Annotated in this window: 21 protein-coding genes; 15 read left to right on the forward strand and 6 right to left on the reverse strand. The window is 61.7% G+C overall.

Annotated elements, in window-relative coordinates; translation table 11 throughout:
- Window positions 1–153 precede the first annotated feature (153 nt).
- From ACSQ8R_RS02820 to ACSQ8R_RS02835, 4 genes are all read left to right on the forward strand, one after another.
- Window positions 154–1,473 carry a phosphatidylglycerol lysyltransferase domain-containing protein gene (locus tag ACSQ8R_RS02820; protein ID WP_436251991.1) on the forward strand — a complete coding sequence of 440 codons (1,320 nt, stop codon included), beginning with the start codon at window positions 154–156 and terminating at the stop codon, window positions 1,471–1,473.
- Window positions 1,470–2,831, forward strand: coding sequence for a virulence factor family protein (locus ACSQ8R_RS02825; protein ID WP_436251992.1), 1,362 nt, complete (start codon window positions 1,470–1,472; stop codon window positions 2,829–2,831). The genes ACSQ8R_RS02820 and ACSQ8R_RS02825 overlap by 4 nt, the downstream gene beginning before the upstream one ends.
- 102 nt (window positions 2,832–2,933) lie before the next feature.
- A complete protein-coding gene (locus ACSQ8R_RS02830; RefSeq protein WP_436251993.1) occupies window positions 2,934–3,317 on the forward strand; it encodes a DUF6152 family protein in 384 nt (127 codons plus the stop codon).
- Between the two features lie 7 nt (window positions 3,318–3,324).
- On the forward strand, window positions 3,325–3,795 hold the full coding sequence (locus tag ACSQ8R_RS02835) for a DUF6644 family protein (RefSeq protein ID WP_436251994.1): 471 nt from the start codon (window positions 3,325–3,327) through the stop codon (window positions 3,793–3,795).
- Window positions 3,796–3,897: 102 nt separating this feature from the next.
- Here ACSQ8R_RS02835 and betA read toward each other — a convergent pair whose 3' ends face one another.
- Window positions 3,898–5,547, reverse strand: a complete 1,650-nt coding sequence (gene betA / locus ACSQ8R_RS02840) for a choline dehydrogenase (RefSeq protein ID WP_436251995.1) — start codon at window positions 5,545–5,547, stop codon at window positions 3,898–3,900.
- A 98-nt stretch (window positions 5,548–5,645) separates the two neighbouring features.
- On the opposite strand from betA, the gene ACSQ8R_RS02845 reads away from it, so the two are divergent.
- The gene (locus tag ACSQ8R_RS02845; RefSeq protein WP_436251996.1) at window positions 5,646–5,843 is read left to right on the forward strand and encodes a type II toxin-antitoxin system RelE family toxin; all 198 of its coding nucleotides are present in this window, start codon (window positions 5,646–5,648) and stop codon (window positions 5,841–5,843) included.
- A gap of 3 nt (window positions 5,844–5,846) precedes the next feature.
- Window positions 5,847–6,200 (forward strand): helix-turn-helix domain-containing protein, encoded by a 354-nt coding sequence (locus ACSQ8R_RS02850; RefSeq protein WP_436251997.1) that lies wholly within the window; start codon window positions 5,847–5,849, stop codon window positions 6,198–6,200.
- Between the two features lie 7 nt (window positions 6,201–6,207).
- On the opposite strand, the gene betB is transcribed toward ACSQ8R_RS02850, so the two are convergent.
- Both betB and betC read right to left on the reverse strand, forming a co-directional pair.
- Window positions 6,208–7,671, reverse strand: coding sequence for a betaine-aldehyde dehydrogenase (gene betB, locus ACSQ8R_RS02855; protein WP_436251998.1), 1,464 nt, complete (start codon window positions 7,669–7,671; stop codon window positions 6,208–6,210).
- Window position 7,672: 1 nt separating this feature from the next.
- Entirely contained in the window at window positions 7,673–9,196 is a 1,524-nt protein-coding gene (gene betC, locus ACSQ8R_RS02860) for a choline-sulfatase (protein ID WP_436251999.1), read from the reverse strand.
- A 491-nt stretch (window positions 9,197–9,687) separates the two neighbouring features.
- Between betC and ACSQ8R_RS02865 the strand changes: the two genes are divergently transcribed.
- The 6 genes from ACSQ8R_RS02865 (at window position 9,688) to ACSQ8R_RS02890 (ending at window position 14,700) form a co-directional block, all read left to right on the forward strand.
- Complete coding sequence (locus ACSQ8R_RS02865) at window positions 9,688–10,236, forward strand: HdeD family acid-resistance protein (protein WP_436252000.1); 549 nt, start codon at window positions 9,688–9,690, stop codon at window positions 10,234–10,236.
- Between the two features lie 173 nt (window positions 10,237–10,409).
- Window positions 10,410–12,215: a bifunctional diguanylate cyclase/phosphodiesterase gene (locus tag ACSQ8R_RS02870; RefSeq protein WP_436252001.1), complete on the forward strand. Its 1,806-nt coding sequence runs from the start codon at window positions 10,410–10,412 to the stop codon at window positions 12,213–12,215.
- A 102-nt stretch (window positions 12,216–12,317) separates the two neighbouring features.
- On the forward strand, window positions 12,318–13,319 hold the full coding sequence (locus ACSQ8R_RS02875; RefSeq protein ID WP_436252002.1) for an NAD(P)H-quinone oxidoreductase: 1,002 nt from the start codon (window positions 12,318–12,320) through the stop codon (window positions 13,317–13,319).
- 46 nt (window positions 13,320–13,365) lie between these two features.
- The gene (locus ACSQ8R_RS02880) at window positions 13,366–13,677 is read left to right on the forward strand and encodes a type II toxin-antitoxin system RelE/ParE family toxin (RefSeq protein WP_436255355.1); all 312 of its coding nucleotides are present in this window, start codon (window positions 13,366–13,368) and stop codon (window positions 13,675–13,677) included.
- A 13-nt stretch (window positions 13,678–13,690) separates the two neighbouring features.
- Window positions 13,691–13,972, forward strand: a complete 282-nt coding sequence (locus ACSQ8R_RS02885; RefSeq protein WP_436252003.1) for a helix-turn-helix domain-containing protein — start codon at window positions 13,691–13,693, stop codon at window positions 13,970–13,972.
- A gap of 581 nt (window positions 13,973–14,553) precedes the next feature.
- A complete protein-coding gene (locus tag ACSQ8R_RS02890; protein ID WP_007751079.1) occupies window positions 14,554–14,700 on the forward strand; it encodes a DUF1127 domain-containing protein in 147 nt (48 codons plus the stop codon).
- A gap of 72 nt (window positions 14,701–14,772) precedes the next feature.
- Here ACSQ8R_RS02890 and ACSQ8R_RS02895 read toward each other — a convergent pair whose 3' ends face one another.
- Window positions 14,773–15,510, reverse strand: coding sequence for a DUF3750 domain-containing protein (locus ACSQ8R_RS02895; RefSeq protein ID WP_436252004.1), 738 nt, complete (start codon window positions 15,508–15,510; stop codon window positions 14,773–14,775).
- A gap of 96 nt (window positions 15,511–15,606) precedes the next feature.
- Between ACSQ8R_RS02895 and ACSQ8R_RS02900 the strand changes: the two genes are divergently transcribed.
- The gene (locus ACSQ8R_RS02900; protein WP_436252005.1) at window positions 15,607–16,614 is read left to right on the forward strand and encodes an asparaginase; all 1,008 of its coding nucleotides are present in this window, start codon (window positions 15,607–15,609) and stop codon (window positions 16,612–16,614) included.
- Window positions 16,615–16,877: 263 nt separating this feature from the next.
- On the opposite strand, the gene ACSQ8R_RS02905 is transcribed toward ACSQ8R_RS02900, so the two are convergent.
- Complete coding sequence (locus tag ACSQ8R_RS02905; RefSeq protein ID WP_436252006.1) at window positions 16,878–17,633, reverse strand: DeoR/GlpR family DNA-binding transcription regulator; 756 nt, start codon at window positions 17,631–17,633, stop codon at window positions 16,878–16,880.
- A gap of 127 nt (window positions 17,634–17,760) precedes the next feature.
- On the opposite strand from ACSQ8R_RS02905, the gene ACSQ8R_RS02910 reads away from it, so the two are divergent.
- Both ACSQ8R_RS02910 and ACSQ8R_RS02915 read left to right on the forward strand, forming a co-directional pair.
- Window positions 17,761–18,117: a DUF4406 domain-containing protein gene (locus tag ACSQ8R_RS02910; RefSeq protein ID WP_436252007.1), complete on the forward strand. Its 357-nt coding sequence runs from the start codon at window positions 17,761–17,763 to the stop codon at window positions 18,115–18,117.
- Between the two features lie 67 nt (window positions 18,118–18,184).
- Window positions 18,185–18,817, forward strand: a complete 633-nt coding sequence (locus ACSQ8R_RS02915; RefSeq protein ID WP_436252008.1) for a glutathione S-transferase family protein — start codon at window positions 18,185–18,187, stop codon at window positions 18,815–18,817.
- Between the two features lie 84 nt (window positions 18,818–18,901).
- Here ACSQ8R_RS02915 and ACSQ8R_RS02920 read toward each other — a convergent pair whose 3' ends face one another.
- Complete coding sequence (locus ACSQ8R_RS02920; RefSeq protein ID WP_436252009.1) at window positions 18,902–19,102, reverse strand: hypothetical protein; 201 nt, start codon at window positions 19,100–19,102, stop codon at window positions 18,902–18,904.
- Between the last annotated feature and the right edge of the window lie 52 nt (window positions 19,103–19,154).

Consider the following 19,154-nt stretch of genomic DNA (forward strand, 5'->3'; position numbering starts at 1 on the left):
GCCCTTGTGCTGCGTGATGTTTTTACCCTAATCACGGAAAGTTTTTCAAAATTGATATGCGTCAATTTTTGATTGGCAATGAACGAGTATGAACCTCACGGGCGCAGGCCCTGACGAACGCTGGTGTAACGTTCTTTCTGTGACGGGTAACCTATGGCAGACTTTGCCCACCTCGACGATACCTCCGAGCCGGTCTCCGGCTCGCCGGCAAAGCATTCTGCTCAAACTGCCGTTTCGATGGGAAGGGTACTGATCGACCGCCTTACCCCCGATACGAGCGTGCTCCTGATCTTTGGTCTTTTCCTGTTCGTGGTTTCGCTTGGCGTCAATCTTTTCCTGGAGGAAAGCCTGGCGAGGCTCGGCTGGAGCCTGCTTCTGTCGAACAGCGATATTCACGCCCCGACCGGTCTGGCGCTGACGCTGCTGATCGGCACGCTCGCCACCAACCGGCTGCGGCGACCGCGACGCTGTCGCAAGCCGCCGGCGAGCGACGAAATGAACCGTGCCGTCGAAATTCTCGCGACGCAGCCGAATGCGAGCGCCGGCCTCGTGCGCCTCGGCGACAAGAAGGTCCTCTTCTCCGACTGCGGCAAGGCTTTCATCATGTACGCGCAGCAGGGTCGTTCCTGGGTTGCCCTGTTCGATCCGGTCGGCGACCGCAAGGCCTGGTCCGGCCTGACGCTGAATTTCCTGGAACAGGCCCGCAAGGCGGGGTGCCGTGCCGTTTTCTATCAGGTCTCCCCGGATTTCCTGCCGCTCACCGTCGAAGCCGGACTGAAACCCTACAAGCTCGGCGAGCAGGCGGTCGTCGATCTGACGAAGTTCGATCTCAAGGGCGGCGCCTGGCTGAAGCTGCGCCGATCCATCAACCGCGCCGAGCGCGACGGCCTGCAATTCTCGATGCTGATGCAGGATGATGTGCCGGCCGTCCTCGACGAATTGCTCTCCGTTTCCAGTACCTGGCTCGATGCCCAGAACGCCGCCGAAAAGGGCTTTTCGCTCGGCACCTTCCAGCCGCATTATGTCGCGGCCGGCCCGGTTGCCATCATCCGCCTTGAAGGCCGCATCGTCGCCTTCGCCAACATCCTGTCGGCATCGTCCCATGGCGACGCCTTCATCGACCTGATGCGGCATATTCCCGATACCCATCGCGGCATGATGGACCTGCTCTTCGTGCGGATCATGGAGCATTTGCAGGCTGCAGGCTTTCGCACCCTCAATCTCGGCATGGCCCCGCTTGCCGGCCTTTCGACCCACAACAAGGCGCCGCTCTGGAACCACGTGGGCGAGCGTATCTACCGGAACGGCGAGCGTTTCTACAATTTCCGAGGCGTGCGTTCGTTCAAGGATAAATTCGATCCGGAATGGCAGCCGCGTTATCTCGTCGTCTCGGGCCGTGGCATGCCGGTCATTTCGATGTTCGACATTACCATGTTGATCGGCGGCGGCCTGAAGGGCATCCTTCGCAGATGAAGGTTCTGCCGATCATTTTTGCAGGCATCACGTTCGTCGCCGCCATCGTCAATATCGTCTCCGATCCGGCCCTGAAGGCCAAGAGCCTGCCGATCGACCGGATTTCCTTTCCCGAAGGAAAGGCGACCGGAGTAGTCCTTCTGCTTTCGGGCGGCGAGGGGTGGTCGGACCGCGAGGAGCGGACGTCCGAGGCGCTGATCAGGGACGGCGCCCTGGTGGTCGGCGTGGATGTGCGCGACTATTACGCGGCGCTCGAGGAAGAGCGGGACGACTGCCTCTATCTGGTTGCCGATATCGAAGACGTGACGCGCCAGCTGCACCGCTCGGCCGGTATCGCCACCTATCACCCGCCGGTCGTGGCAGGCATCGGCGACGGCGGTACGCTGGCGCTGGCCATCGCCGCCCAGACGCCGGATTCGACGATCGCCGAGACGCTTGCCATCGATCCGCGGACCACCGTCCCGCTGTCGACCATCCTCTGTACCCCGGCGCCGAAGACGCCCGCCCCCGGCGGCGCGGTCTACGGCCTGACGGAAGGCGACCTCCCCAATCCCGTCCGGATCGTCTTCAGCCCCGCGGCCGACGCGGCGGGCCGTGCCCACGCGGAAGATCTGAAAAACACCCATCCCGCGATCGAGTACCGTGAAACGGCTGAGGGCGCGGATGTGGCCCTGCTGGAGAACACATCGGCCATCGTCCGGCGGCTCGCCCATTCTGCTTCGCCGCTCAATCTGCCGATCGTGCCAATCCATGCGACGCCAAAGCACAACACCATGGCGATCATCTATTCCGGCGACGGCGGCTGGCGCGATATCGACCAGCAGCTCGGCGCCTATCTGAAGGAAGAGGGCATCCCGGTCGTCGGCGTCGATGCATTGCGCTATTTCTGGAGCGAGCGAACCCCGGAACAGACCGCCGCCGACCTTTCCCATATCATCGGGTCCTACCGCAAACGCTGGAACGTCGACAACGTTCTGCTGATCGGATATTCCTTCGGCGCCAACGTCCTGCCGGCCACCTACCGGCTTCTGCCGGAGGCCGACAAGCAGGCGATCTCGCTCGTCTCGCTTCTGGCACTGTCGCATCAGGCGGATTTCGAGATCGACGTGAGCGGCTGGCTTGGTTTTACCGGGCTCGGCAAATACGGCGATCCTGTTGATGACCTGCGCGAGATAGAACCGTCCAAGATCCAGTGCATCTATGGCCTCGCGGAAGAGGGCAGCGCCTGCCCGGCAGTCCAGGACATCCGCGGTGCCCAGGTCCTTGCCCGCGAAGGCGGCCACCATTTCGACGGCGACTACCGCGCCCTCAACCGCCTGATCGTCGACCGGGCCGTGGCACTGATGGCGACCAACTGACCATCGACAGCGCTTCGACGTTCAAGAAACGGTGAAACCTCTGGTCATCGGCGCAGGCTCCCACATCTTCCGGCACATGATCCGGAACAGAGGAGAGCCGTCATGCCCCGCCTTTCGATCACCCGCATTCTGGCCGGCACCGCGATTGCCGCATTGCTCGCCGGCACCGCCGCCGCCCATCACGGCTGGTCCTGGGCGGAAGCCGACCAGATAGACCTCAAGGGTACGATCCAGTCGATTTCTTTCGCGCCGCCGCATCCGATGCTGGAGGTGAGGGCCGAAGACGGCGTCTGGCGCGTCGAACTCGGCAATCCCAACCAGACCCAGCGCTCCGGCTTCGTCGAAGGGCAGGCCAAGGTCGGCGACCAGATCATCGCCACCGGCAACCGCTCCGAAGACCGCAGCGAAAAACGGCTGAAGGCGGTCAGGATCGTCGTTTCCGGCAAGACCTTCGACATCTATCCGGAACGCATCAAGACCAACTGAGGCGGGCATGGAAGTTCTCGCTCCGCTTGCCGAAACGCCGTTGGCGCGGGCGCTGATCACGTCTTCGACGCTCTATCTCCTGGTCAACGCCGCCCACATCCTCGGCATCGGCATGCTGTTCGGCGCCATCCTGGCGCTCGATCTCCGGCTGCTGGGCGTCGCCCCGGTCGTTCCGCTTGCCGCGATCGCGCCCTACCTGTCGCGCCTGGCCGGCGCAGGTGTCCTGGTTGCCGTCATCACCGGGCTCTGCCTCTTCTCGGTCCGGCCGCTGGAATATGCCCGCAACCCGGCTTTCCTCGCCAAGCTCGGCCTGGTTGCCCTGGGTCTCCTGAACGTTGCCGCGGTTCATTTCAGTTCCGGGTGGCGGACGGTGCTCGCCGGCGATGTGCCCACGGCAGCACTTCGGATCTCGGCGGCGTTCTCGATCGGGATCTGGATCAGCGCTGTGATTGCCGGCAGATGGATCGGGTTCTTGTAGGCGTCTTGATTAATTCCACCACCTCAAGCACACTGCATGGAGGACGGCGAGACTGTCACCATCGCCGCCGTCCGCCATCAGCGCGAAGACGACTATTACTGATCACCGGTCACTCACCATCGCCCGCGGATTGACCCAGGGCTCCTGGTTGCTGCGCGGCAGGGGCGTCTTGCCGAGAATATGGTCCGCCGCCTTTTCCCCGGTCATGATCGAAGGGCCGTTGAGATTGCCGTAGGTCACGTGCGGGAAGATCGACGAGTCCGCGACGCGCAGGCCGTCTACCCCGATCACCCGGCATTCCGGATCGACAACGGCCATGGGGTCATCGGCGCGGCCCATGCGACAAGTGCCGCAGGGGTGATAGGCGCTCTCCAGGTGTTCGCGCAGGAAGGCGTCGATCTGGTCGTCCGTCTCGACCTGTTCGCCCGGCTGGATTTCCGGCCCGCGATACTCATCGAACGCCTTCTGGGAAAAGATCTCCCGGGTCAGCCGTACGCAGTGGCGGAACTTCTCCCAGTCTTCAGGGTGGCTCATGTAGTTGAAGCGTATCACCGGATCGGCCTTCGGATCGGCCGAGCGCAGCGTCACGCTGCCGCGCGATTTCGACAGGTTGTAGCCGACATGCACCTGGAAACCGTGACTTTTCGCCGCCGCCTTGCCATCATAGGAAATCGCCACCGGCAGGAAATGATACTGGATATCCGGTTGGCTGAGCCCCGCGCTCGAGCGCAGGAAGGCGCAGGCCTCGAACTGGTTGGAGGCGCCAAGGCCGCCCTTCGACAGCAGCCATTGCGCTCCAACCACCCCTTGCCAGAACCAGGGCAGCCAGGAATAGAGCGATACCGGCTTGGTCGAGACCTGCTGGAAATAGAATTCCATATGGTCCTGCAGGTTGGCCCCCACCCCCGGCCGGTCGGCCTTCACCTCGATGCCCATCTCCTTCAGGTGATCCGCCGGGCCGATGCCCGATAGCATCAGCAGCTTCGGCGAGTTGAAGGAGGAGGCCGAGACGATCACCTCGCGGTTGGCCTTGATCGTCTCGCTGACGCCGCGGCGAAAAACCTCGACACCGGTGGCGCGGCCGTTCTCGATGACGATCTTCTGGGCCAGCCCATAGATCAATTCGACATTCTTGCGCTTCAGCGCCGGCCGCAGATAGGCATTGGCGGCGGACCAGCGGCGGCCGTTGTGGATGGTCTGCTCCATCAGCCCGAAACCTTCCTGCTTCGAGCCGTTATAATCCTCGGTCATTTCGAAACCGGCCTGGGAGCCCGCCTGGATGAAGGCATGGAACAGCGGATTGGTCACCGGCCCGCGCTTGACATGCAGCGGCCCGTCGGTGCCCCGCCAGCCTTCCTCGCCGCCGTGGGAATGTTCCATGCGCTTGAAATAGGGCAGCACGTCCGCATAGGCCCAGCCGGTCGCGCCGAGCTCCTCCCAGCGGTTGTAATCCTCGGCATGTCCCCGGACATAGACGAGCCCGTTGATCGACGACGAGCCACCGATGACTTTTCCGCGCGGCGCGGTGATGCGGCGATTGTTGAGGTTCGGCTCGGGTTCGGAGAGATAACCCCAGTTGTAGCGCTTCATGCTCATCGGCCACGCGAGAGCCGCCGGCATCTGGATGAATGGCCCGAAATCCGATCCCCCCGCCTCGATGACGATCACCGAGTTCTTGCCGTCCTCCGACAGGCGATAGGCCATGGCGGAACCCGCCGAGCCGGAACCGATGATGACGTAATCTGCCTGCATGGCCTCAATCCCTGATTGCGTTAATTATAGCTATTAGCTATATTGATGCGATGAAGCCGGTGGATTATTCTAAGGTCGCATTGAAAAGCCTGAGCCGGATGCAGCCCAAACGTCAGGCCGCGATCAAGGCGAAGGTCGACGCGTTTGCCCGAGGTGAAAAGGTCGATCTCAAGAAGCTGGTCGGCAGTCCGCTCGTCCGTATCCGCGTCGGGGACGACCGGATCATCATTGATGAACAGGCGAACCTCGTCCTGGTCATCGATGTTGGTCCCAGGGGCGGTATCTACAAGGAGTAATTCATGGGTGTTTTCAACAGGACGGTTATCGACGGCAAACCTTTCGTCCTGGTGCCGGAGGAAGAGTTCGAGGACATGATGGACATCATCGCTGCCAAAGAGATCATGGCACGGGTCGCGGCCGGCGAAGAAACCTGGCCGGCCGAGCTTGTCTACGAGCTGCTCGAAACCGATAGCCGTATCCGCACCTTCCGTAGCTACAGAAAGATGACCGTTTCGGAGCTCGCCAAGGCGGCCGGCATTTCTCAACCCTATCTTTCCGAGATCGAGGCCGGCAAGAAGAACGGTTCCATCGATGTTCTGAAGCGTATAGCCGCTGCTCTCAGCGTCGATCTCGACGATCTGGTTGTCGACTGAAGCCATTTCAATACGGCGCCTCGACCTTGCCCATGCCCACATAGACCGTCTTCAGCTCGGAATAATGCTCCAGCGCCGCGACAGAATTCTCCCGCCCGAAACCGGATTGTTTCGAGCCGCCGAAGGGAATTTCCACCGGGCAGAGATTGTAGGTATTGATCCACAGCGTGCCTGCCTCAAGCTGATCGACAACGCGATGGCCGCGCGTCAGGTCCGAGGTGAACACGCCGCCCGACAGGCCGAATTCCGTGCCGTTGGCGCGGGCGATCACCTCGGCTTCGTTATCGAAATCGAGCACGCACATGACAGGCCCGAAAATCTCCTCGCGGGCGATCGTCATCTCGTCCGTGACGTCGGCAAAAACCGTCGGCTGCACGTAATAACCTTCGCCGGTCACGTGGTTCGGAATGCCGCCGCCGGTGACCAGCGTGGCACCCTCGGCCTTGCCCTTGTCGATATAGGACAGCACCTTCTGCCGCTGGTCGAACGAAACCATCGGGCCGAGCTGCGTCGCCTCGTCCATCGGATCGCCGATCACCATGTTTTCGGTGCGCGCCTTGAGGCGCGACAGGAACGTTTCCTTGATGCCGCGAGCCACGAAGACGCGGGTGCCGTTGGAGCAGACCTGGCCGGTCGAATAGAAATTGCCGAGCATCGCCCCGCCGACCGCCGAGTCGATGTCGGCATCGTCGAAGACGATCAGTGGCGATTTGCCGCCGAGTTCCATCGTCACGTGCTTCAAGCTGCCGGCCGCCGCTGCCGCCACCTTGCGGCCGGTCGGCACCGAGCCGGTCAGCGACACCTTGGCGACATCCGGATGGTTGACCAGGAGCGGCCCGGTCGTCCGGTCGCCCTGGATGACGTTGTAAAGCCCCTTCGGCAATCCCGCTTCGATCAGGATCTCGGCGATCTTCAGCGCCCCGAGCGGTGTGTTTTCGGATGGCTTGAACACCATGGCATTGCCGCAGATCAGCGCCGGGGCACCCTTCCAGCAGGCGATCTGCTGCGGATAGTTCCAGGCGCCGATGCCGACACAGACGCCGAGCGGCACCCGTTTCGTATAGGCAAAGTCCTGCCCCAACGGGATATGGCTTCCGTTCAACCCTGCCGCTGCGATACCCCCGAAGAATTCGAAGCTGTCGGCCCCCGATGTCGGGTCGGCGACGATGGTTTCCTGGATCGGCTTGCCGGTATCGAGCGTCTCCAGCTCGGAAAGCTCGCGGTTGCGCTCCCGCATGATGTCGGCGGCGCGTTTGAGGATGCGGCCGCGCGCGGTCGGGCTCATCGCGGCCCAGGCCGGCTGGGCGCGTTTCGCGGCGGCGATCGCCTTCTCGACGATTGCAGGCGTTGCCGCATGCAGCCGGGCGATCACCTCGCCGGTCGCCGGGTAGAGGCTTTCGATGACGGTGCCGTCGGCATCCTCGACATATTCGCCGTCGATGAAATGGCTGGCGATTGGCTGGGCTTTCATCTCATTCTCCGCGCGGGTAGCGTTTGGACTCCTCGAGATTGTCGAGGTTCATGTGGTTGCGCATGTAGCGCTCGGATGCTTTCTGCAAGGGCTGGTGGTCCCAGGGATAATAGGCGCCGTTGCGCAGTGCCTCGTAGACCACCCAGCGCCGGGCCTGGCTTTCACGCACGGCGGCGTCGAAGGCGCCCATGTCCCACCGCTCCTCCCGCTTGCGGCGGAAGAGGGAGACGACATCTTCGAAAGCCGGGTCTTCTGCGAGGTTGTTCAATTCCAGCGGATCGCTTTCCAGGTCGAAAAGCTGGTCCGGATCGAGCAGGCAATGGATATATTTCCACTTGCCCTCGCGGATCGCGACGAGCGGCGCATAGGAGCCTTCGGCGGCATATTCCATCAGCACCGGGCTGGTGCGCGGAGCGCCGTCCATCATCGGCTTCAGGCTCTCGCCATCCGTCCAGGGCTTGATCTCGTCCATCGAAATGCCGGCGAGGTCACACAGTGTCGGTGTCACGTCGAGGTTGGAAACCGGCGCCAGATGCAGACCGGCGGGAACGCCGGGGCCAGCGATCATCAGCGGTACGCGGGCCGAACCCTCGAAGAAGTTCATCTTGAACCACAGCCCCCGCTCGCCGAGCATGTCGCCGTGGTCGGAGCAGAACAGGATGATCGTGTCGTCCAGCATCCGTGTCCGCGTCAGCGTGTCGATCAGCTCGCCGACCTTTTCGTCGATATAGGAAATGTTGGCGAAATAGGCTCTTCGCGAGCGGCGGACGTTCTCTTCCGTCACCTCGAAATTCTGGTAGTCGCAGGAAAAGATGATCCGCTTCGAATGCGGGTCCTGGTCCTCGAGCGGGATCACCCCGACTTCCGGCAGCAGGTACTCGCAATCCTCGTAGAGATCCCAGAATTTTTTCCGCGCCACGTAGGGGTCGTGCGGATGGGTGAAGGAGACCGTCAGCGCCCACGGCCGCCGCTCGGCATCGTCCCGTTCGCGGGCGAGCTGATAGAGCTTCTGGTTGGCGAGGAAGGCGACCTCGTCGTCATATTCCATCTGGTTGGTGATCTCGGCCACACCCGCGCCGGTCACCGAACCGAGATTGTGGTACCACCAGTCGATCCGCTCGCCCGGCTTGCGATAATCCGGCGTCCAGCCGAAATCGGCGGGATAGATATCGGTCGTCAGCCGTTCCTCGAACCCGTGCATCTGGTCCGGCCCGACGAAATGCATCTTCCCTGAAAGCGCCGTGTAATAACCGGCGCGGCGCAGATGGTGCGCGAAGGTCGGGATCGACGAGACATATTCGGCGGCATTGTCATAGACCCGCGTCCGGCTCGGCAGTTGCCCCGCCATGAACGAGGCGCGCGCCGGCGCGCAGAGCGGCGAGGACGTGTAGTTGTTGGCGAACCGGGCGCTGCGGGCCGCAAGCGCCTCGAGGTTCGGCGCATGCAGGAACGAAGCCGGCCCATCCGGAAACAGCGTTCCGTTCAGCTGGTCGACCATGACGATGAGGATGTTGGGCTTGGTCATGCTGTCCTCAAATGTCGGGATGGACGCGGGGAGCCGGCGCTTCCGCGCGCGGCAGGCAATGCCCGGAGGCCAGGCGGATGGATCCTCGGGTCAAGCCCGAGGATGACGGAGCGCGTGGGATCGGTTGGCGCAGCAGATGAGTTGCCGGCTGCCGGGAGGTCTCTCCTCTCATCCGTCACACCTCCCTCTCCGCCGTCATCCTCGGGCTTGACCCGAGGATCCAACCAGGTGCACCACTGCTGATGCGCCACCCATCGCCTGCCATGGCACCGTTTTCACGGAGAAAGGGCGTCGCACGTCGTTGCTCGGCTGTCACCATCTCGATTTCGCCTTAGATTCCTTCAGTGATTTGAGTTATTTTTGATCGTCTTGGCAATCAAGAAGCGATTGCGAACCTTCCTGTCCCAAAAGCGCGCCATTGACCCGGATCAAGCCCGCTCCACATCCTATCCGTTATGTTCGGGTGAGGTTTTGGAAAAAGGGGCTTGGCCATGACGTTCGGTCTGGATGCACCGTCGGTTTTGACGGTCCGTGACAAGTGGGGCTGGTTTCTCGCCCTCGGCATTCTGCTGCTGGTCTTCGGTTTTATCGCGCTCGCCAATCTCTTCGTGGCGACCGTTGCCTCGGTCTTCTACATCGGCATGATGATGCTGGTCGGCGGCATCGCCTATCTCCTCCACGCCTTCCAGGTGAAGGGCTGGGACCATATCCTGTTCTGGGCGGCAAGCGGGATCCTCTATACGCTCGCCGGCCTGCTCGCCTTCTGGAATCCGGCGCTGACCGCCGTCATCGTCACCTTCTTCATGGCCGTGGCGCTGATTGTCGCCGGCGGTTTCCGCACATGGGTCGGGTTCAGGATGCGGCCGATGCGCGGATCTGGCTGGGTGATTTTCGGCGGCGTCATAACTGCGCTGGCGGGCCTCGTCATCGCGCTCGGCTGGCCGGTGAACAGCCTCTGGATCCTCGGCCTGTTCCTCGCGATCGACCTGACGATGCAGGGCTGGGCCCTGATCGCGGTCGCGCTTGCGGCCAAGCCGTGAAGCACGCAAAGGTTGCCGCTAAGTCTCTAAAATCTTGTATAAAAATACCTTTTATCGTCATGAAAATTTCATCCAGCTGTCACGTTCGAGAAAGGTATTTTTGACCAATTGCTGGGAACCTGACATTCGTGTTGAGACGTGTTTTAGGCCATTGCGCAGTGGAGTAGTGAGTAATGTCGTCTGCGGCCATCTTGGAACCGGGCGTTTTCCGCCGGTATGCGAGCGATCAGCTTGTCACCCTGGCAAAATTGGTTCTTGAAAATGCCTTCCAGCCGATCGTCGAGGTCGGCACCGGTTCCGTCTTCGGTTATGAATCGCTGCTGCGCGGCCAGGAACGGATCGGGTTCTCTTCGCCGCTCGAACTGCTTGATCAGGCCCAGGAGACCGGCCAGCTTCTGGCGCTCGAACAGATGATGGCAACCCGGGCCCTGGCGAAATTCGCCAGCCTGCCTGATTTTTCGTCCCAGACGCTGTTCCTCAATCTCGACGTCCGGCTGATCCGCCACGGCCACCATTTCCTCGAAAAGGTCGTGCAGCACCTGCGCAAGGCGAATATCGCACCGTCTTCGGTCTGCTTCGAATTCTCTGAGCGTTTCGACAATACCAGCGTGCCGGAATTCGCCGATCTGGTCACCCAGATGCGCAAGGAGGGCTTCAAGCTGGCGATCGACGATTTCGGCGTCGGCCATGGCGAGATGAAACTGCTCTGCGACTATCCGGTCGACTACCTGAAGATCGACCGCCATTTCGTCGCCGGCATGGACGAGAACCCGCGCAAGCGCCACCTGGTCAAGAACATCGTCGGCATGGCTCACGTGCTCGGCATCCGCGTCATCGCCGAGGGCATCGAGACGGAAGCGGAATTCCTCGCCTGCCGCGAATACGGCGTCGATCTCGTCCAGGGCTGGTTCATTGCCCGGCCGACGACATTCATCTCCGAGCTGCAACCGTCCTTCCCCTATCTTGCCGATATTGGCCGTATCCGTCGCTCCAGCCAGTCGCTCGACGAAATCCTCATCCGCAAGCAGATCGAACACCTGCCGGCGGTCTACGAGAACCAGAGCATCGACAGCGTCTTCGACCTGTTCCGCCGCAATCCGCGGCAGGCCTTCTTCCCGGTTCTGAACGCCAATGGCGAGCCGCGCGGCGTCATCAACGAATACCACCTCAAGGAATATATCTATCAGCCCTTTGGCCGCGATCTTTTGAAGAACAAGGTCTACGAGCGCTCGATCTCGCATTTCGTCGATCGCGCCCCGATCGTCGGGCTGGATGCGGAAGCCGAAGAACTGATGACCCTGTTTGCGAATATGGAAAACAGCGCCTGCGTCATCCTCACCGAAAACATGCGGTATGCGGGTGTCGTCTCGGCCGCCTCGCTGATCAAGGTCATCAACGAAAAGCAGTTGAAGATCGCGCAGGACCAGAACCCGCTGACCGGCCTGCCGGGCAACCGCGCCATTCGCGATTTCATGCAGGAAACCGGCCGCGACGACGAGGAGGCCCGCTTCTTCTGTTATTGCGATTTCGACAACTTCAAGCCGTTCAACGACCATTACGGCTTCCAGATGGGGGACCATGCGATCTCGCTGTTCGCCGCCCTGGTAAAGCGATATTTTTTCTCCGACGGCGATTTCCTCGGCCATGTCGGCGGCGACGACTTCTTCATCGGCGTGCGCGACTGGACCCGCGACGAGCTGAACGAGATCCTTGAGCGCCTGCTCTCCGATTTCCATGACGACGTCGTCGAACTCTATTCCCCCGAAGAGCGCGCCGCCGGCAAGATCCGCGGCCACGACCGCTCCGGCGCCGAGCGGGATTTCCCGCTGCTGCGCTGCTCGATCGGCGTGCTCGAACTGTCCCAGGGCCTTTTGCTCGACGATGTCGGCCGCATCGGTTCGGAGATCGCCGCCGTCAAGGCGGAAGCCAAGGAAAGCGAGGGCGGTCTGGTTTTCGCGAGTTTCGGCGAGACAAAATGACCTAGGCGGCGGAACGCCGCCTTCCTATCGGCAAAGGACTGTCCTAAGTCAGTGCGCGACGCCGGCCTGAAGTCGATGGCCGGTTCTGAGAGGAGTCCTTCCATGCCGCTTCCCACCGAAATGCGTTTCGTCGATCTGCCGTCCTTCGGAGAGCCGGAGGTGATGACCATTGCGAGCGGCCCGCTGCCGGCGGCGCGGCCGGGCGAGATCCTGGTCAAGGTGGAGGCGGCCGGCATCAACCGCCCGGACGTGCAGCAGCGCAAGGGCGCCTATCCGCCGCCGAAGGACGCAAGCCCCATCCTCGGCCTGGAGATATCAGGCGAAGTGGTGGCGCTCGGCGAGGGCGTCGATGAGTTCAAGCTCGGCGACAAGGTCTGCGCGCTGGCAAACGGCGGCGGTTATGCGGAATATTGCGCGGTGCCGGCCGGTCAGGCGCTGCCGTGGCCGAAGGGTTACGATGCGGTGAAGGCTGCGGCCATTCCGGAAACCTTCTTCACCGTCTGGGCCAATCTCTTCCAGATGGCGGGCCTGACGGAAGGTGAAAGCGTGCTGATCCACGGCGGCACCAGCGGCATCGGCACCACCGCCATCCAGCTCGCCAAGGCTTTCGGCGCGACGATCTATGCCACGGCCGGCTCCAGGGAAAAATGCGAGGCCTGCGAAAAGCTCGGCGCTGCGAGGGGCATCGACTACAGGACCGAGGATTTCGCCGAGGTCATCAAGGCGGAAACCGGCGGTCGGGGCGTGGATGTCGTGCTCGACATGATCGGCGCCGCCTATCTCGAAAAGAACCTCTCCGTTCTCGCCAAGGACGGCTGCCTGTCGATCATCGCCTTCCTCGGTGGCAACATGGCTGAAAAGGTCAACCTCTCGCCAATCATGGTCAAGCGCCTGACGGTGACGGGCTCAACCATGCGCCCGCGCACCGCAGACGAAAAACGCGCCATCCGTGACGATCTTTTAAGCCAGGTCTGGCCGCTCCTGGAGGATGAAACCGTCGCCCCGGTCATCCACTCCGTCCTGCCGTTCGAACAGGTCGTCGAGGCCCACAAGCTGATGGAAACCAGCACCCATATCGGCAAGATCGTGGTGACGCTTGCCTAGTCCTGTTGTCTGGCTATACTGGTTTTGATATAAATCGTTGGTCGATATGAAGCGGCTGGAATTTCTCGGAGACGCGTTGGATCGCCTGCGGGACTTTCCGGAGCCCGCCCGGAAAGAGGCGGGCGTTCAGTTGCACAAAATTCAGCTCGGCCTGGAGCCGAACGACTGGAAGCCGATGACTGCGATCGGAGCGGGTGTGCGGGAAATCCGCATCCGTGACGAGGCGGGCGCATTTCGCATCATCTACGTGACCAAAATAGAGGATGCCGTCTACGTCCTGCATGCATTTCAGAAGAAAACACAGCAGACGGCAAAGCGGGATCTGGATATTGCCACCGCACGTCTGCGGCAGATCTGATCGGATGGAACCCATGGAACGCGAGAGCTTTGCAAATGTCTGGGACGCGCTGGAAAATACCCCGGCAGAGGCGGCGAACATGTCGATGCGTTCGACCCTGCTGATTGCGATCGAGCAGAAGGTCCGGGAATGGAAAGTCACCCAGACCGAGGCGGCCACTCGCCTTGGCATTACCCAGCCGCGGCTGAACGATCTGCTGAGAGGCAGAATTGCAAATTTCAGCCTGGATGCGCTGGTTGAACTGGCTGGAAAGGTTGGGCTTTCCGTCCGGCTGGATATCGCGGACGCCGCCTGATCTTCGATCCCCCGATGGATGGAAACCAGCAGCCATATCGGCAAGATCGTGGTGAAATTGGGCTGAGAGGCGAATCCGGCTCGATCGAAGCTGGCGAATTCTAGGGGCGGAAGGTCGCCTTCGCAACTCAATTAAATACGCGATCGTTTATATAACGTGGCTTGCAGAACAGCGCTTTGCCCCCTACCTTTTAATCATCGTCAACGTAGTGAAAGGAAGGTGATCCAATGTCTAGTGAGATTTCGGTCTGTGTAACGGGCAATGGAAAGGTGGCGGTCTTGACGGGGCAACCCTCGGCCTGAACTTCATCTTCCTTCGGGCCGCTGCGAAGCGCCCCGGGTTCGTTCAACCGGACCAAACTCATGGAAGGGTCGCCTCGAGCGGCCCTTTTCCATTTTATGGCCTCTTCATTTTTCATTATTTCTAATAGGACAAAGACCCATGCGTCCGTCGCATAGGTGGCCTGCTGAGTGGGCGCTTTCAGTGCACGTTTGATGCGCTTATATAAGTCTCATCGAAGCAAACGAAAGCGCCAAGGACTGGCAGCTGGGCTTCGAAAATCCCAGGAAAGGGGAACCATCATGAACGTCGCACGCACTCTCAACAATTGGCGCAAGTACCGTCAGACGGTTGCCGAACTGGGCCGTATGACACCGCGCGAACTCAACGATCTCGGCATCGCCCAGGGCGACATCCGCCGGGTAGCGCGTCAGGCCGTCGGCTTCTGATCGCCATCTGACATTTTTTATGTCGAACGCCCGCATCCGCGGGCGTTTTGCATTTTACGCATAGCTGCCATCCTAAATCCCGATCCGTCCGAGCGCCGGAACCTTGATGCCGGGATTGGCGATATCGATGCCTGCGACCAGGCCCAGGAAGTGCACCTCGAACCCGCTGCGCAGGCCGGCCGACAGGCCGATGAGGCCGCGCAGGGTCACATGCACATCGCGCCAATCGTCGTCCACATGGATGAACTCGCCGTCCGGCAGATAATCGCGCCCGACCGCGTGCGGCGGCAGCACGGCGCCGAGTTCCGGCACGGTCCGCAGCACATGGGCGACGAAGGTGTTGGAGTTCGGCCCCGGCCAGATCGTATAGCCGCCCGGCTCGGCATAAGGATAGGCGGCGATCGCGCCTTCGACCTTGGGGATCAGCAGTTCCGCCTTCGAACCGGTGACGGAGGTGACGATCTGCGGCGTGTTGGAATACCAGTAGGCGTCAGGCGAATAGCCGTTGCGGCGAATCGGCGAACCCCATCCCACCTTGTCGAAGCGCGTATAGGTTTTCGCGCCTTTTTCCTTGAAGACAATCCAAGCATGGCTCGCGACGGCACCTTTCAGGCCTCCGGTCATTGCCGAGAAGACGTAGATCGCCGCTTCGTTACTCGTTTCTGGCTTCGGTAGGATGCCCGCCGACGACCAGCGGGCCTCGCGCCAGCCCGACGGACGCTCCTTCATCGCCCAGAGACCGGCGGACGCGAAGGTCGGAACCAGGTAGACAATGAAGATGGCCAGAAACAACCGCTTAACCGATTTCATACGGTCCCCCATGAAAATCCCGCCGGACTCGTTTAAGAGCCTGTGATATGCGCCAGACGATAGGCGCCATTGAAACCGGCAATTTCAGGACAGACCATGCAAAACCCCGTTACCGTCGAAGTTACTAGAGGCAATCTGGTCGAAAGCCGTCACCGCGGGCTCGGTGCCGTGGTGGATGGCGACGGCAAGGTGCTGTTCTCGTTCGGCGACGCGGACGCGCATGTTTTCCCCCGGTCCGCCAGCAAGGCCATGCAGGCGCTGCCGCTCGTCGAAAGCGGTGCGGCGGATGCCTATGGCTTCGGCAACAAGGAACTCGCCTTTGCCTGCGCCTCCCATTCTGGCGAGGACGCGCATGTGGCGATGGCCGCCTCGATGCTGGGCAAGGCCGGCCGCGACGACAGCGCGCTCGAATGCGGCGCCCATTGGTCTTCGGAACAGGCGGTGCTGATCCACCAGGCCCGCACCATCGAGGCGCCGACCGCGCTTCACAACAACTGCTCCGGCAAGCATTCCGGCTTCGTCTGCACCTGCGTCCACGCCGGCATGGATGTGAAGGGTTATGTCGGTTACGACCATCCGCTGCAGGCGGAAATCCGCGGCACGATGGAGACGCTCACCGGAGCCATCATCGGTCACCAGAATTGCGGCACCGACGGCTGCTCGATCCCGACCTATGCGGTACCGCTGACGGGCCTCGCCCACGGCTTCGCCAAAATGGCGACCGGCAACAGCTTGTCCGCCGAACGCGCCAAGGCCTCGCGCCGGCTGATCGAGGCCTGCATGGCCGAGCCCTTTTATGTCGCCGGCACCAACCGCGCCTGCACCAGGCTGATGGAAGTCGCGCCCGGCAAGATTTTTGCCAAGACCGGCGCCGAAGGCGTCTTCATCGCCGCCCTCCCGGACCAGGGGATTGCCATGGCGGTGAAATGCGAGGACGGCACCACCCGCGCCGCCGAAGCGATGATCTTCGCCCTGATCGCCCGCTATTTCGAAAAGGGCGGCGAGGTGCACACCCGATTGATGGAAATGGCCAACAAGCCGATGAAGAACTGGAACGGCATCCATGTGGGCGATGTGAGGGTGACCGACGCGCTGTTTGCGTGAGATCGGTCAGATCGCTTCAATCGGGATGCGATGCGCCGGACGAGATTGGCGCGACCATTTCCCCACACTCCGTCATCCTCGGGCTTGACCCGAGGATCCATCCACGCGAAGTCCTTCGCGTGAAAAGAGTCCCTTCGCCGCAGACGCGGCGGTGGATCCTCGGGTCAAGCCCGAGGATGACGGCGGGGAGGGTGGGCCCCTGCACATACGGCGGTGAAGAGGCGTTATTTGCGCCTAGCAGTGTCTGGTTTCAAGCGCCCGATCTACCCCTCGATCACACGAATCCCCATCCCCCTGTAAGACGCCAGCCGCTCCTCCTCGATCCCCTCCTGCACGATCATGCCCGACAACGCCGAAACCGGCATGATCACGTGCGGTGAAACCGCATCCAGCTTCTCCGCTGTCACTAGCGTGATCGTCTCGGCCGAACATGCCGCGATATGCCGCTTGATCGCCGCCTCCTCGAAATCGCCGGTCGAGAGCCCGCGCACCGGATGGGCGGCGGTGATGCCTAGGAAGAAGATGTCAGGCCGCATCAGCGAAATCTGCGCCATCGCCGCCGCCCCCGTCGCCACCATCGAATGTTTGTAGAGCCTGCCGCCGATCAGGATCACCTCCGCCGTCGGATGGTGCTCGAGTTCCGCCGCGATCGTCGGGCTGTGGGTGACGATGGTGAATGCGAAATCGCGGGGCAGGGCGCGGGCGATCTCGGCGGTCGAGGTGCCGCCGTCGAGAAAGATCGTCTGGCCCTCGCGCACCATCCCGGCCGCCTTGGCGCCGAGCCGCTGCTTCACATCCGATGACACCGCCCGCCGGGCGGAAAAATCCGGCAGGTCCGGCGCGACCGGCATCGCCCCGCCATGCACGCGCCTGAGCAGGCCCTCGGACGCCATCTCCCGAAGATCCCGCCGGATCGTGTCCTCCGACAACGAGAATTCTTCCGCCGCCTTTTTGGCGACGACCTGCCCCTCCCGGCGCAGCATGTCGAGGAGGAGGTTCTTGCGTTGGCTGGTCAGCATGGTTCTTGACTCTGCACGAAATTGCATGAATAAGCGCAAATATGCCTGATTTTGCCAGCTATGTAAAGCATTTCAGGTAAATTCGTGCAATTCCGCGATGAATGCGGACAAGTTTGGAGAAACGAAGATGTTGATCTTGATCGCAGGCCCCTATCGTTCGGGCACCGGCGACGACCCGCAGAAGATGGCCGAGAACCTGAAACGGCTGGAGGCGCCGTCGCATGCGCTGTTCAAGGCCGGCCACGTGCCGATGATCGGCGAATGGGTGGCGCTGCCGGTCTGGCATGCCGCCGGCGGAAAGCATGTCGGTGACGATCTCTATGAAGAGATCTTTCACCCGGTCGCCGGCCGCCTGCTTGAGCTTTGCGAAGGCGTGCTGCGCCTGCCGGGTGCCTCCAAGGGCGCCGACAACGATGTCCGGATCGCCAACGAGCGCGGCATTCCGGTCTGGCATCGGCTGGAAGACGTGCCCGGCGTGAACTGACCGGCGGTTTGAGGCTTTGAGCCTGAAAAAACCGTGCTAGAACGACGCGGTCAAAAGGAGGATTTTCATGTATACGCTGTTCTTTTCGCCCAATGCCTGTTCGCTGGCCAGCCATATCGCGCTTGCCGAATCCGGTCTGCCCTACGAGATCAGGTGGGTGAAATTCGCCGACAAGGAACAGCAGTCGGAAGCCTATCTGAAGATCAATCCGAAGGGCCGCGTCCCGGCGCTTGCAACGGACAGGGGGGTCATCACCGAGTCCGTCGCGATCCTTGCCTTCATCGCCCAGGCCGCGCCCGAGGCGAAGCTCGCGCCGCTCGACGACCCGTTCCTGTTCGGCAGGATGCAGGCCTTCAACGCCTATATTTCATCGACAGTGCATGTCGCTTATGCCCATTGGCGCCGCGGTTATCGCTGGGCGGACAACCAGTCCTCCTTCGACGACATGGTCGCCAAGGCGCCAAAGGTCTTTCACGGCTGTTTTCAGGTGATCGAGGACTCCTTGCTGGAAGGTCCATACGTGCTCGGCGAAACCTATTCGGTCGCCGACGCCTATCTCTACCTGATGACCGATTGGCTCGCCAACATGAAGCTCGACCGCGCCGATTTCCCGAAGGTCAACGCGCATTACGAGCGGATGAAACAGCGTCCGGCCGTCCAGCGGGCTCTGGCCGAACAGGCCGCCGCGACTGCCGCCTGAAGCCGGCGGCGGGCTTTTTCGCCCGAAACATGCATTCACGTCAGCCGCCCGATCCGCTCTTTCGAGAAGCGGATCATGGGGGCGTCAGGCACATTTCGCGAGAGGCGCTGCGTTGCAATTCGTATCCGCGTGAGCCAAGCGCGGGAAGGGTAGGTCGGCGAGCTGCCGCAGGTCCATCGAGCGGACGTCGGGATGACGGAACGGGTCGTTCGCCTCGATGTCCGCCAGTGTTTCGGTCGTTTCCAACCAGGCTTTCAGGTTCAAGAAAATCTTCAGCGGTCCCATGACCGGTCACCTCGCAAATTTGTTATCATTTGCAGCGGCAGTATCCGCTCTG

Origin of the sequence: Neorhizobium sp. LjRoot104, from assembly GCF_964253725.1 — a bacterium.
Classification (GTDB): Bacteria; Pseudomonadota; Alphaproteobacteria; order Rhizobiales; family Rhizobiaceae; genus Neorhizobium.